Source organism: Streptomyces sp. AC558_RSS880 (assembly GCF_019049255.1).
Classification (GTDB): domain Bacteria; phylum Actinomycetota; class Actinomycetes; order Streptomycetales; family Streptomycetaceae; genus Streptomyces.
Genome location: NZ_JAGMUJ010000040.1, coordinates 278,854 through 292,132, shown reverse-complemented (window position 1 = coordinate 292,132; position 13,279 = coordinate 278,854). Strand labels below are relative to the sequence as shown.

Sequence of the window (13,279 nt, the reverse complement as noted above, 5' to 3'; positions counted from 1 at the left end):
GTCAACCAGGAATGCCTGCGCCGGACCAGGGGCCCGCGGGATCCGCTGCTGTCGGCTCCGTTGCTGTGCGCACCTTCGCAGCCCACCGGAGTCACCGGACTTCGGTGGTGACTCAACCAGCACACCAGAGCATGGATGGCCATCACGTGAACGCCATGGCCGGCGACGGAAGTGGCGCGCCCCACAACCATTTCGCCGACTACGACGAACTGCCCGAGGGGCACTTCTACGACCCCGACGCCGAGTACGAGCCCGATCCCGAGTACGCGGCCACGCTCGCGCCCGACGCGGCGCGGCAGCGCCGTGAGCGCGTCGGCCCGACCGGGCGCCCGCTGCCGTACTTCCCGATCCCGGGTCCGCTGACCGACCACGGTCCCGCGAAGATCATCGCGATGTGCAACCAGAAGGGCGGCGTCGGCAAGACCACGTCGACCATCAACCTGGGTGCCGCGCTCGCGGAGTACGGACGCCGGGTGCTGCTCGTCGACTTCGACCCGCAGGGCGCGCTGTCGGTCGGTCTCGGCGTCAACCCGATGGAACTCGACCTCACCGTCTACAACCTGCTCATGGAGCGGGGCATGGCGGCCGACGAGGTGCTGCTGAAGACCGCGGTCCCCAACATGGACCTGCTGCCCAGCAACATCGACCTGTCGGCGGCCGAGGTGCAGCTGGTGAGCGAGGTCGCGCGCGAGTCCACGCTGCAGCGGGCGCTGAAGCCGCTGATGGACGACTACGACTACATCGTGATCGACTGCCAGCCCTCGCTCGGCCTGCTCACGGTCAACGCGCTGACCGCCGCGCACAAGGTGATCGTGCCGCTGGAGTGCGAGTTCTTCGCGCTGCGCGGTGTGGCGCTGCTGACCGAGACCATCGAGAAGGTCCAGGAGCGGCTCAACCCCGACCTGGAGCTCGACGGCATCCTCGCCACCATGTACGACTCGCGCACGGTGCACAGCCGCGAGGTGCTCGCGCGGGTGGTCGAGGCGTTCGACGACCACGTCTACCACACGGTCATCGGGCGCACGGTCCGCTTCCCGGAGACCACGGTCGCCGGTGAGCCGATCACCACGTACGCGTCCAACTCCGTCGGTGCCGCCGCCTACCGCCAGCTCGCCAGGGAGGTGCTCGCCCGGTGTCACGCCGAGTGAGTCTGCCGGGGGCCGACGAACTCTTCCGTACGACAGGGGGGATGGCGCTCCAGGCGTCGACCCCCAGGCGCCAGGCCAACGGCGACGCCCGTGTCCCCGCACCCGCGGGGGAGGGCGACGCGGCGGCCGCAGTGGAGGACGCGCCGCAGTCGGTGCCCGCGCAGGGCGGCGACGGCGAGGGCGCGGAGCACGTCGCGGCGGACGCGGAGCCGGACGGGGCCGGGGAGTCCCGCAACCGTGACGCGGCGGGCTCCGGGCGGCGCCAGGCGGCGCAGGACGGCGCGGCCCAGCGCAAGCGGGGGCGAGCGGCGTCTCGGCGGCCCAGCGGCCGTGAGCGGCACGACGAGAAGATCACCGTGTACGTGTCCGCCGAGGAGCTGATGGACCTCGAGCACGCGCGCCTGGTGCTGCGCGGCGAGCACGGGCTGGCGGTGGACCGGGGCCGGATCGTCCGCGAGGCGGTCGCCGTGGTCCTCGCCGACCTGGAGAGCCGTGGGGACGCCAGCATCCTCGTACGACGTCTCCGGGGACGGTAGCGGTAGCCTGCGGAGGCCATGACCTCGTACGACGCACCCGCCCCCGGCAACCGGCCGAACCGCCGTCGCACCCTGGGCCGGGGTCCGGGAGCGGTCCCGCCGACGCCCGCGCCGGCCGAACCGACGGCGCCGCCGGACGACCCGGCCGCCGAGCCGGGTCCCGTGCGGCGGGCGCTCGCGGCGGAGGCGGACGCCGAGTCCTTCGCCGAGGTCCCGCCCCCGGTTGAGCCGGAGGGCACGGTCGCCGGATCCGAGGAGCCGGGTCCGGGGCCCCTGAGGCGTCCCTCGCCGGTCGAGCCGGTGGTCGCGTCGGAGGACGGGACCGTCGTGCCCGGGGCGGCGGGGCCGAAGGCCGGCCCGGCGACCGTGGAGCGGGCGGGCGCCGGGACGTTCCCCGGAGGGCCTTCACCGCTGGAGCCGGGGACGCCACCGGTGCGGGAGGCGGTCGTGGAGACCGCCGCGCGTGCGTCGGACCCGGCGGCGGGACCGGACGCCCCGGCCGTCGGCGGGACGGTGGGCGTGCCCGGCGCACCGGAACCCGCGGAGGCGTCCGGGGCCGGGACCGGCGCGATCGACGCCGGCGAGGACGACGACGGGCGGTTCAAGGTCCGGCTGGCGAACTTCGAGGGGCCGTTCGACCTGCTGCTGCAGCTGATCTCGAAGCACAAGCTGGACGTCACCGAGGTCGCGCTGTCCAAGGTGACCGATGAGTTCATGGCGTACATCCGGGCCATGGGGCCCGACTGGGACCTGGACGAGACGACCGAGTTCCTGGTCGTGGCGGCCACGCTGCTCGACCTCAAGGCGGCCCGGCTGCTGCCCGCCGCCGAGGTGGAGGACGAGGCCGACCTCGCCCTCCTCGAGGCCCGGGACCTGCTGTTCGCGCGGCTGCTGCAGTACCGCGCGTACAAACAGATCGCCGACATCTTCAGCCGGCGCCTCGACGACGAGGCCCGCCGCTACCCCCGTACCGTCGGGCTGGAGCCGCGGTACGCCGAGCTGCTGCCCGAGGTCGTCATCAGCATCGGCCCCGAGGGGTTCGCCGAACTCGCCGTCAAGGCGATGCAGCCCAAACCCAAGCCGCAGGTGTACGTCGACCACATCCACGCGCCGCTGGTCAGCGTGCAGGAGCAGGCCGGGATCGTCGTCGCCCGGCTCAGGGAACTCGGTGAGGCGAGCTTCCGGGCCCTCGTCGAGGACACGGACGACACCCTGACCGTCGTGGCCCGGTTCCTCGCCCTGCTGGAGCTGTACCGCGAGAAGGCCGTCGTCCTCGACCAGGAGACCGCGCTCGGCGAGCTGACCGTGCGCTGGACCGGCGGGGACGGGGACGCCGCACCGACGGTCACCGACGAGTTCGACCGGCCGCCGGAGCAGCCCGAGGAGGAGAGGAAACCGTGAGCGAGGAGACGACCGGGACCACCGCGGGGCCGCGCACCGTCGCGGAGCTCGACCTCAAGCCCGCCCTCGAGGCGGTCCTCATGGTCGTGGACGAGCCCGCAACCGAGGAGCACCTGGCGAAGATACTGGAGCGCCCGAAGCGCCAGGTCGCGGACGCGCTGCGCGAGCTGGCCGACGAGTACACCGTCCAGGGCCGCGGCTTCGAACTGCGCCTCGTCGCGGGCGGCTGGCGCTTCTACACCCGCCCCGAGTACGCCGCCGCCGTCGAGGGCTTCGTCCTGGACGGCCAGCAGGCCCGGCTCACCCAGGCCGCCCTGGAGACCCTCGCGGTCGTCGCCTACCGGCAGCCGGTCAGCCGCAGCCGCGTCTCCGCCGTGCGCGGAGTCAACTGCGACGGCGTGATGCGCACCCTCCTGCAGCGCGGTCTGATCGAGGAGGCGGGCACGGAACCCGAAACAGGTGCGATCCTGTACACGACGACGAACTACTTCCTGGAGCGGATGGGCCTGCGCGGTCTGGACGAGCTCCCGGAGCTCGCGCCCTTCCTCCCGGAGGCGGAGGCGATCGAGGCCGAGACACTGGAAGGGGTCCCGTCGTTCGATCCGGACGCCCCGGATTCCGAGGACGCAGACGACAAGACGGAACTTTGATGCGAAGCAGCAGCGGCAGGAACAGCAGCGGAAACAACGGCGGGAGCCGTGGTGGCAACAGCGGCGGCCGCGGCGGGAGCAGCGGTGGCCGCGGTAACTACCGCGGTGCCGGCAACAACCGCGACGACAGGCAGGGCGGTCGTCCGAAGAAGCCGCGTCCGGAGGAGCGGCGCTACGACGTGGGTCCCGGCGCCACCCAGGAGGGTCCCAAGTCGGGCCGCGGGCCCACGGCCCGCGGAGGCGCCAAGGGCGGGCCGAAGAAGCCCCTGCAGCGGGGGCGCTCGGTCCCGGCCACGTCCCGCGAGTACGAGGCACGGGCCGAGGAGCGCAACCGGGAGCGGTACGCGGGCAGGAAGGACATCAAGCTGCCCAAGACCTTCCCCGGCGCGGAGCAGGAGGGCGAGCGGCTGCAGAAGGTGCTCGCCCGCGCGGGCTACGGCTCCCGGCGTGCCTGCGAGGAGCTGATCGAGCAGGCGCGCGTCGAGGTCAACGGTGAGATCGTCCTCGAGCAGGGCAAGCGGGTCGACCCGGAGAAGGACGAGGTCAAGGTCGACGGCCTGACCGTCGCCACCCAGTCGTACCAGTTCTTCTCGCTGAACAAGCCCGCCGGTGTCGTGTCGACCATGGAGGACCCGGAGGGGCGGCAGTGCCTCGGTGACTACGTCACCAACCGCGAGACCCGGCTCTTCCACGTCGGCCGGCTCGACACCGAGACCGAGGGCGTCATCCTGCTCACCAACCACGGCGAGCTGGCGCACCGGCTGACCCACCCCAAGTACGGCGTGAAGAAGACGTACCTGGCGGCCATCGTGGGCCCGATCCCGCGCGACCTGGGCAAGAGGCTCAAGGACGGCATCCAGCTGGAGGACGGTTACGCGCGCGCGGACCACTTCCGGGTCGTGGAGCAGACCGGCAAGAACTACCTCGTCGAGGTGACCCTGCACGAGGGCCGCAAGCACATCGTGCGCCGCATGCTCGCGGAGGCCGGCTTCCCGGTCGACAAGCTGGTGCGCACCGCCTTCGGGCCGATCACCCTGGGCGACCAGAAGTCGGGCTGGCTGCGGCGGCTGTCGAACACCGAGGTCGGGATGCTGATGCAGGAGGTCGACCTCTAAGGGCTTGTGCGCCCGACCCGCACCCCCTTTAATAGTCGCAGTGACTATTAAAGGGGGTGCGGGTCATGGACAGCTACGACAAGTACGCCTTCGAACCGTTCGCCGTCACCGTCGACCTCGCCGTGTTCACCCTCCGCGCGGGCGCGCTGCACGTGCTGCTCGTCGAGCGCGGCCAGGAGCCCTACGCCGGACGGTGGGCGCTGCCCGGCGGCTTCGTCCGGCCGGACGAAGCCGCCGAGAGCGCCGCGCGGCGCGAACTGGGCGAGGAGACCGGGCTGACGGACGTGTCCGGGCTGCATCTGGAGCAGCTGCGGACCTACAGCGAACCCGACCGCGACCCCCGGATGCGGGTCGTCTCCGTCGCCTTCGCCGCCCTCCTGCCCGACGCGCCCGAGGCGCACGGCGGCAGCGACGCGGCGCAGGCCCGCTGGACGCCGTACGACTCCGCGCGGGAGCTCGCCTTCGACCACGGCCGGATCCTGGCCGACGCGCGGGAACGCGTCGGCGCCAAGCTCGAGTACACCTGCCTCGCCACCGCCTTCTGCCCGCCCGAGTTCACCCTCGGGGAGCTGCAGCAGGTCTACGAGACCGTGTGGGGCACCGCCCTGGACCGGCCCAACTTCCGGCGCAAGGTGCTCGCCACCCCGGGCTTCGTCGAAGCCGTCCCCGGCGCCGCGCGCCTCACCGGCGGCCGGGGCAAACCCGCCGCCCTCTACCGCGCGGGCACCGCCACCGCCCTCCACCCGCCCCTGCTCCGGCCGACCCCGGAAGGACGCCCCGCATGACCACGACCACGACCACCGTCACCAAGCGCGCCGCCACGGGAGCGCTCACCGGGCTCGCCCTCGGGGACGCGCTGGGCTTCCCGACCGAGTTCAACGACGTGCCGTCGATCCTCGCGAAGTTCGGCCCCTGGCGGGAGATGGACCTGCCGAAGCCGGCGATCGTCACGGACGACACCCAGATGACCCTCGCGCTCGGGCGGGGACTGCGCACGGCGATGGACCGCGGGCCGCTCACCCCGAAGCGGCTGGAGCGGCCGGTGCGCGAGAAGTTCGTGGAGTGGTACCGCTCGCCCGAGAACAACCGCGCCCCGGGCAACACCTGTCTCAAGGCCTGCCACCTGCTGGCCCGCGAGGACCGGCCCTGGCAGGACGCCAGCCAGATCGGCTCCAAGGGCTGCGGCGCCAACATGCGCGTCGCCCCCATCGGCCTGGCCCCCGGCCTGACCGACGAACAGCGCGCGGGCGCCGCCCAGTCGCAGTCCGCCCTCACCCACGGCCACCCCACCGCCCTCGCCGCCTCCGACCTCACCGCACACGCCGTACGGCTGCTGGCGGAGGGCGCCGAGCCGACCGGCCTGATCGGACTGCTGCGCTCCTACGCCTACGACAACCGCACCCGCTACCACGAGTCCTGGCTCGGTGACCTGTGGACCCGAGCCCAGGACCCCACCCCCGAGCACTTCATCGCACGCGGCTGGGACGAGTGCCTGGAGATCCTGGAGCGCCTCCGGGGCGCCGTACGCACCGTCTCGCCCGAGACCGACCCGTGCCTGGCCACGGGGGAGGGCTGGATCGCCGAGGAGGCCCTGGCGACCGGTCTGCTCTGCTTCCTCCTCTTCGTCGACGAACCCCTCACCGCCCTGCGCCGGGCCGCCTGCACCGCGGGCGACTCCGACTCCATCGCCTGCCTCACGGGCGCCTTCGCCGGCGCGTACCTGGGCGCGGACGCCTGGCCGGCCGACTGGGCCGACCGCATCGAGTACCGGGGCGAGCTGCTGGCGCTGGGAACGCTCTGGGACGCTTGAGCCATGACCGACGCCCTGGACCTCGACCTGAGCCCGGTGATCGCCGAACAGCCCGACCCGGTGCTGTTCGCCACCGTCTCCGGCGCGCACCTGTACGGCTTCCCGTCCCGCGACTCCGACGTGGACCTGCGGGGCGTGCACCTGCTGCCCGCCGCCGACCTCGTCGGGCTGCGCGAGCCGGACGAGACCCGGTCCCGGATGTGGGTCAGGGACGGCGTCGAGATGGACCTGGTCACGCACGACCTGCGCAAGTTCGTCCGCCTGATGCTGCGGCGCAACGGCTATGTGCTGGAGCAGCTGCTGTCCCCGCTGGTCGTGCACACCACCGACACCCACCGCGAACTGGCCGCGCTCGCCCCGGACGTCCTCACCAGCCACCACGCCCACCACTACCGGGGATTCGCACAGACCCAGTGGCGGCTGTTCGAGAAGACCGGCGAACTCAAACCGCTGCTCTACACCTTCCGGGTACTGCTCACCGGCATCCACCTGATGCGCTCCGGCGAGGTGCAGCCCCATCTGCCCACCCTCGCCGGGGAGGTCGACGTCGCCCCGGACCACCTGCCGGAGCTGATCGCCGCCAAGGCGGAGCGCGAGCACGGGGACGCCGCCGTCGACCACGCACGCGTGCGGGCCGACGTGGAGCGGCTGCACGGCGTGCTGGACGAGGCGCAGGCCGCGTCAGCCCTGCCCGACGCCCCCACCGCGTACGACGCCCTGCACGACCTCGTCGTACGGATCCGGCTGGAGGGCTGAGGCGCGGCGGGTGCGGACGAGGAAGTCCTCCACCCGGCGCCGGTCCGGTTCCTCGGGCAGCGGACTGCGCCGGGCGGCCTCCGAGCCCTCCTCCGCCAGCCGGGTCATCCGGGACTCCACCTCGGGCCAGGACACCTCGCCCCGCTTCACCGCGAGCAGGGACTCGCGGTCCTCGCCCACGTCGATCGTGAGGATGCCCGTGCGGAGCAGGTCGCGGGCGCTGGTCAGCAGGCGGAGCAGGTGCATCGCGTGCTTCCAGCGCGGGGCGCCGTGCGCGCGGACGTCCGCATCCAGCTTGCGGCGCTGGCCGTGGGCGTACCGGGTGAAGGTCTCGTGGACCCTGCGGGAGAGGAACGCCTCGCGCAGGGACAGCAGTTCGCGGCCGGTGGCGTCGGCGTACTCCACCAGCGGGGAGTGCAGGCACTCCAGGATGTTGGGGTTGGCGCGCAGGGCCAGCCCGCAGAAGCGTTCCAGCTCCCAGCTGAACTGCTCCTCGGCCGGGCCCTCGACGTGCGTCGGCGGCTTCTCGAAGCGCCAGAACAGCGGAGTGGGCGCGAGGAAGACGCCCCGGCGGTCGGTGTCGCTGCCCTCGGTGGCCAGACCGAAGGCGCGCGAGCCCATGACACAGGCGTAGATCGTGTGGTCGCCGACCAGGGTCTCGGGGCGCATGCCCGGGAGCGTACGCGGTGGATCACGCCCGGCGGATCGAATTTCCCTCCACCGTGATCCGCTCCTCGGGCAGTGGCCGGGTCGCGGGGCCCTGCTCCACCGAGCCGTCGGTGATCCTGAACCGGCTGCCGTGGCAGGCGCAGTTGATCGTGCCGTCCGCGACGTCGGCCACGACACAGTTCTGGTGGGTGCAGATCGCCGAGAAGGCCTTGAAGCCGCCCTCCTCGGGCTGGGTGACCACGATCTTCTCGTCCGCGAGGACCGTGCCCCCGCCCACCGGGACGTCGGCGGTCGAGATCAGCTCCTGCCCGGCGGTGTCCGGCGGGGCGCCGCCCCCGTCGCCGTCCCTGCCGTCTCCGCCGTTCCCGCCGTCCGAGCCGCAGCCGGCGGCCAGCGCCGCCGCACCTGTCGCGAGAAGAACCGTGCGGCGCGTCGCACGAGGGGCCATGTCATCACTCCCGGAGGTCGCGGTTCCCGCATCCTGACACCGAATGCGCCGAACAATGAGCAACTTACGACAAAGCATCGTCAAACACGCGTATCGCCCGTCTCAGGTGGCGGGCACCCGGCACCGCCCCCCGCGCGGGCTGACTACGCTGGACGACCGAGCAGCAGACACGCACGTCAGCAAGGAGCATCGTCGTGGCGGTACGCGCGGTCCGGGGGGCCGTCCAGTTGGAGCGGGACGAGGCCGGTCACATGGAGGAGCAGGTCGGCGCGCTGCTCACCGCGATCCTGGAGCGCAACGGCCTGCACACCGACGACCTGATCAGCCTCTGGTTCACGGCCACGCCCGACCTGCACAGCGACTTCCCGGCCGCCGCCGCCCGCAAGCTCGGCATCGCCGACGTCCCCCTGATCTGCGCCCAGGAACTGGACGTCGAGGGCGCCATGCCCCGCGTCGTCCGGGTCCTCGCGCACATCGATTCCGACCGGCCCCGCGCCGACATCGCGCACGTCTACCTCGGCGCGGCGGCCGCCCTGCGCAAGGACATCGCCCAATGAGGACCGCACTCGTCATCGGCACCGGACTGATCGGCACGTCCGCCGCCCTCGCCCTGTCCCAGCGGGGCGTCGCCGTCCACCTCGCCGACCACGACCCGGAGCAGGCCCGTACGGCCGCCGCGCTGGGCGCCGGCACGGACGAGGCGCCCGACGGGCCGGTCGACCTGGCGATCGTCGCCGCCCCGCCCGCCCACGTGGCCGACGTGCTCGCCGACGCGATGCGGCGCGGCGCGGCACGCGGCTACGTCGACGTCGCCAGCGTCAAGGGCGGACCGCGCCGCGAGCTCCAGGAGCGCGGGCTCGACCTGGCCCCGTACATCGGCACCCACCCGATGTCCGGCCGCGAGCGGTCCGGTCCGCTGGCCGCCACCGGGGACCTCTTCGAGGGGCGCCCCTGGGTGCTGACCCCGACCCGGGACACCGACACCGAGGTGCTGAACCTCGCCCTGGAGCTGGTCTCGCACTGCAGGGCCGTGCCCGTCGTCATGGACGCCGACGCCCACGACCGGGCCGTGGCCCTCGTCTCCCACATGCCGCACCTGGTGTCCAGCATGGTCGCCGCGCGCCTGGAGCACGCCGAGGAGGCCGCCGTACGACTGTGCGGGCAGGGCATCCGGGACGTGACCCGGATCGCCGCCTCCGACCCCCGCATGTGGATCGACATCCTCTCCGCGAACCCCGGGCCGGTCGCCGACCTGCTCACGGACGTCGCCGCCGACCTGGAGGAGACCGTGCGCGCCCTGCGCGCGCTGCAGTCCTCCGACGAGGACAAGCGCCGCGAGGGCAGCACCGGCATCGAGGACGTGCTGCGCCGCGGCAACGCCGGCCAGGTCCGCGTCCCCGGCAAGCACGGCTCCGCGCCGCGCGTCTACGAGGTCGTGCCGGTGCTCATCGACGACCAGCCCGGCCAGCTGGCCCGCATCTTCGCGGACGCCGAGCGCGCCGGCGTCAACATCGAGGACGTCCGCATCGAGCACGCCACCGGACAGCAGGCCGGTCTGGTCCAGCTCATGGTGGAGCCCAAGGCGGCCCCCGTCCTCATGGCGGGGCTGCGGGAGCGGGGCTGGGCGATCCGGCAGTGACGGCCCGGGGCGGGGGAGGCCCGGAGGCGGTCCTTCCCCCCGAAGGGCCGGATCGTCCGCTTGTCGGAAGGGTTCCGGGAGGCCGGTAACCTGGTGCGGGGCGTGTCCGCGCCCCGCACACACCACTCCACCGCACCAGGAAGGTGTTCCCCCGTGGAAAACGGCGCCGCCCAGCCCGTGATTGTCGCCATCGACGGCCCCTCCGGCACGGGCAAGTCGAGCACGTCGAAGGCCGTGGCGGCGCAGCTCGGCCTGAGCTACCTGGACACCGGCGCCCAGTACCGGGCCATCACCTGGTGGATGGTGACCAACGGCATCGACATAGACGACCCCTCCGCGATCGCCGCCGTCGCCGGCAAGCCCGAGATCGTCTCCGGTACGGACCCCCAGGACCCGACGATCACCGTCGACGGCGTCGACGTGGCCGGCCCGATCCGCGGACAGGACGTCACCTCCAAGGTCAGCGCGGTCTCCGCGGTCCCCGAGGTGCGGACCCGGATCACCGAGCTGCAGCGGTCCATCGCCGCCTCCGCCGTCACCGGCATCGTCGTCGAGGGCCGCGACATCGGCACCACCGTGCTGCCCGACGCCGACCTGAAGATCTTCCTCACCGCCAGCGCGGAGGCCCGTGCCGCCCGCCGCAGCGGTGAGCTCAAGGGCGCCGACGTCCACGCCACCCGCGAGGCCCTGATCAAGCGGGACGCGGCCGACGCCGGCCGCAAGACCTCCCCGCTGGCCAAGGCGGACGACGCGGTCGAGGTGGACACCACCGACCTCACGCTCCAGCAGGTCATCGAGTGTGTCGTCACCCTCGTCGAGGAGAAGCGGGCCGGGAAGTGACCGACGTCCCATCGGTGCGCGGCGCCGAGGTCGGCCGGCGCATCGGCGTCGGCCTGATGTACGGGCTGTTCAAGCCGCGTGTGCTGGGCGCCTGGCGGGTGCCCGCGGCCGGCCCGGTGATCTTCGCCGTGAACCACTCCCACAACGTCGACGGCCCCATGGTCATGGGCGTGGCGCCCCGGCCGACGCACTTCCTGATCAAGAAGGAGGCGTTCGTCGGCCCGCTCGACCCGTTCCTGACCGGCATCGGCCAGCTGAAGGTGGACCGGCACAGCACCGACCGCACGGCGATCTCCCGGGCGCTGGGCGTGCTGGAGCAGGGTGGCGTCCTCGGCATCTTCCCCGAGGGCACACGGGGCGAGGGCGACTTCGCCGCGCTCCGCGCGGGGCTCGCGTACTTCGCCGTCCGCAGCGGCGCGCCGATCGTGCCGGTCGCCGTCCTGGGAAGTTCCGAGCGGTCCGGACGGTTGATAAAGGCACTGCCCCCGCTGCGCTCCCGCGTCGACGTCGTCTTCGGCGACCCCTTCGACGCCGGCGACGGCACCGGCAGACGTACGCGCAAGGCGCTGGACGAGGCGACCGAGCGCATCCAGAAGCAGCTCACCGCGCACCTGGAAAACGCCAGGCGCCTCACCGGGCGCTAGGCGACACTGAGTAGTGGATCAGCCTCGCATGCGGGGCGTTCCACCGATCACCACGATGAACGCAGAGGTACGGACTTCATGAACGACCACATCCAGCCCGACGGCTCGGACGCGTACGAGGGTGCGCACGAGCACGACCACGGGGCGCTGGGCGATGCCGAGTTCGCGGAGTTCATGGAGCTCGCCGCGGAGGAGGGCTTCGACCTCGAGGACGTCGAGGGCGCCCTCGAGGCGGCGGGCCACGGTCCGCTGCCCGTGCTCGCCGTCGTCGGCCGTCCCAATGTCGGCAAGTCGACCCTGGTGAACCGCATCATCGGCCGCCGTGAGGCGGTCGTCGAGGACAAGCCGGGCGTCACCCGCGACCGCGTCACCTACGAGGCCGAGTGGGCGGGCCGCCGCTTCAAGGTCGTCGACACCGGCGGCTGGGAGCAGGACGTCCTCGGCATCGACGCCTCCGTGGCCGCCCAGGCCGAGTACGCCATCGAGGCCGCCGACGCGGTCGTCTTCGTCGTCGACGCCAAGGTCGGCGCCACCGACACCGACGAGGCCGTCGTCCGGCTGCTGCGCAAGGCCGGCAAGCCGGTCGTGCTGTGCGCCAACAAGGTGGACGGCCCGAGCGGCGAGGCCGACGCGGCCTACCTGTGGTCCCTGGGCCTGGGGGAGCCGTACCCGGTCTCCGCCCTGCACGGCCGCGGCACCGGCGACATGCTGGACCAGGTCCTGGAGGTGCTGCCCGAGGCCCCGGCGCAGACCTTCGGCACCGCCGTCGGCGGCCCCCGCCGGGTGGCCCTGATCGGCAGGCCCAACGTCGGCAAGTCCTCGCTGCTGAACAAGGTCGCGGGCGAGGACCGGGTCGTCGTCAACGAACTCGCCGGCACCACCCGTGACCCGGTCGACGAGATGATCGAACTCGGCGGCAAGACCTGGAAGTTCGTCGACACGGCGGGCATCCGCAAGCGCGTCCACCTCCAGCAGGGCGCCGACTACTACGCCTCGCTGCGCACCGCCGCCGCCGTCGAGAAGGCGGAGGTGGCCGTCGTCCTCATCGACGCCGCCGACTCCATCTCGGTGCAGGACCAGCGGATCGTCACCATGGCCGTGGAGGCGGGCCGCGCCCTCGTCCTCGCGTACAACAAGTGGGACACCCTCGACGAGGAGCGCCGCTACTACCTGGAGCGGGAGATCGAGACCGAGCTCGGCCAGGTGGCGTGGGCGCCCCGGGTGAACGTGTCGGCCCGCACCGGCCGGCACATGGAGAAGCTGGTCCCGGCCATCGAGACGGCCCTGGAGGGCTGGGAGACCCGGGTTCCGACGGGCAGGCTGAACGCCTTCCTCGGCGAGCTGGTCGCCGCCCACCCGCACCCCGTGCGGGGCGGCAAGCAGCCGCGCATCCTGTTCGGCACCCAGGCCGGCACCAAGCCGCCGCGGTTCGTGCTGTTCGCCTCCGGCTTCATCGAGGCCGGCTACCGGCGGTTCATCGAGCGCCGACTGCGCGAGGAGTTCGGCTTCGAGGGGACGCCGATCCACATCTCCGTGCGGGTGCGGGAGAAGCGCGGCAAGAAGAAGTAGCCGACGGCAGACATGGTGAAGGGGCGGTCCCGGTGGGGCCGCCCCTTCACCGTG

15 protein-coding genes are annotated in these 13,279 nt (G+C 72.7%); 13 read left to right on the top strand and 2 right to left on the bottom strand.

Annotation, left to right across the window (positions count from 1 at the left end; genetic code table 11):
* Positions 1-11 precede the first annotated feature (11 nt).
* The 8 genes from KUM38_RS18170 (at position 12) to KUM38_RS18135 (ending at position 7,416) form a co-directional block, all read left to right on the top strand.
* Positions 12-1,148 carry a ParA family protein gene (locus KUM38_RS18170; protein ID WP_217130426.1) on the top strand — a complete coding sequence of 379 codons (1,137 nt, stop codon included), beginning with the start codon at positions 12-14 and terminating at the stop codon, positions 1,146-1,148.
* Entirely contained in the window at positions 1,133-1,684 is a 552-nt protein-coding gene (locus tag KUM38_RS18165) for a hypothetical protein (RefSeq protein ID WP_308408988.1), read from the top strand. Before KUM38_RS18170 ends, KUM38_RS18165 begins: the two co-directional genes overlap by 16 nt.
* A 411-nt stretch (positions 1,685-2,095) precedes the next feature.
* Positions 2,096-3,085, top strand: coding sequence for a ScpA family protein (locus tag KUM38_RS18160; RefSeq protein WP_374227060.1), 990 nt, complete (start codon positions 2,096-2,098; stop codon positions 3,083-3,085).
* Positions 3,082-3,735: an SMC-Scp complex subunit ScpB gene (gene scpB, locus KUM38_RS18155; protein WP_217130424.1), complete on the top strand. Its 654-nt coding sequence runs from the start codon at positions 3,082-3,084 to the stop codon at positions 3,733-3,735. Before KUM38_RS18160 ends, scpB begins: the two co-directional genes overlap by 4 nt.
* Complete coding sequence (locus tag KUM38_RS18150) at positions 3,735-4,850, top strand: pseudouridine synthase (protein WP_217130423.1); 1,116 nt, start codon at positions 3,735-3,737, stop codon at positions 4,848-4,850. Before scpB ends, KUM38_RS18150 begins: the two co-directional genes overlap by 1 nt.
* Positions 4,851-4,915: 65 nt before the next feature.
* The gene (locus KUM38_RS18145; RefSeq protein ID WP_217130422.1) at positions 4,916-5,635 is read left to right on the top strand and encodes an NUDIX domain-containing protein; all 720 of its coding nucleotides are present in this window, start codon (positions 4,916-4,918) and stop codon (positions 5,633-5,635) included.
* Positions 5,632-6,660 carry an ADP-ribosylglycohydrolase family protein gene (locus tag KUM38_RS18140; protein WP_217130421.1) on the top strand — a complete coding sequence of 343 codons (1,029 nt, stop codon included), beginning with the start codon at positions 5,632-5,634 and terminating at the stop codon, positions 6,658-6,660. Before KUM38_RS18145 ends, KUM38_RS18140 begins: the two co-directional genes overlap by 4 nt.
* A 3-nt stretch (positions 6,661-6,663) precedes the next feature.
* Positions 6,664-7,416, top strand: coding sequence for a nucleotidyltransferase domain-containing protein (locus KUM38_RS18135; protein WP_217130420.1), 753 nt, complete (start codon positions 6,664-6,666; stop codon positions 7,414-7,416).
* Here the strand turns inward: KUM38_RS18135 and KUM38_RS18130 are convergent.
* Entirely contained in the window at positions 7,342-8,085 is a 744-nt protein-coding gene (locus KUM38_RS18130) for a DNA polymerase beta superfamily protein (protein ID WP_217130419.1), read from the bottom strand. The genes KUM38_RS18135 and KUM38_RS18130 overlap by 75 nt on opposite strands.
* A 22-nt stretch (positions 8,086-8,107) precedes the next feature.
* Entirely contained in the window at positions 8,108-8,533 is a 426-nt protein-coding gene (locus KUM38_RS18125; protein WP_217130418.1) for a Rieske (2Fe-2S) protein, read from the bottom strand.
* A gap of 194 nt (positions 8,534-8,727) precedes the next feature.
* Between KUM38_RS18125 and aroH the strand changes: the two genes are divergently transcribed.
* The 5 genes from aroH to der all read left to right on the top strand — a co-directional run bounded on the left by aroH (position 8,728) and on the right by der (position 13,225).
* A complete protein-coding gene (gene aroH, locus KUM38_RS18120; protein WP_217130417.1) occupies positions 8,728-9,090 on the top strand; it encodes a chorismate mutase in 363 nt (120 codons plus the stop codon).
* Entirely contained in the window at positions 9,087-10,172 is a 1,086-nt protein-coding gene (locus KUM38_RS18115) for a prephenate dehydrogenase (RefSeq protein ID WP_217130416.1), read from the top strand. The genes aroH and KUM38_RS18115 overlap by 4 nt, the downstream gene beginning before the upstream one ends.
* Positions 10,173-10,325: 153 nt before the next feature.
* Positions 10,326-11,012: a (d)CMP kinase gene (cmk, locus tag KUM38_RS18110; protein ID WP_217130415.1), complete on the top strand. Its 687-nt coding sequence runs from the start codon at positions 10,326-10,328 to the stop codon at positions 11,010-11,012.
* Positions 11,009-11,656 carry a 1-acyl-sn-glycerol-3-phosphate acyltransferase gene (locus KUM38_RS18105; RefSeq protein WP_217130414.1) on the top strand — a complete coding sequence of 216 codons (648 nt, stop codon included), beginning with the start codon at positions 11,009-11,011 and terminating at the stop codon, positions 11,654-11,656. Before cmk ends, KUM38_RS18105 begins: the two co-directional genes overlap by 4 nt.
* A 78-nt stretch (positions 11,657-11,734) precedes the next feature.
* Positions 11,735-13,225 (top strand): ribosome biogenesis GTPase Der, encoded by a 1,491-nt coding sequence (gene der / locus KUM38_RS18100; protein ID WP_217130413.1) that lies wholly within the window; start codon positions 11,735-11,737, stop codon positions 13,223-13,225.
* Positions 13,226-13,279: the final 54 nt, after the last annotated feature.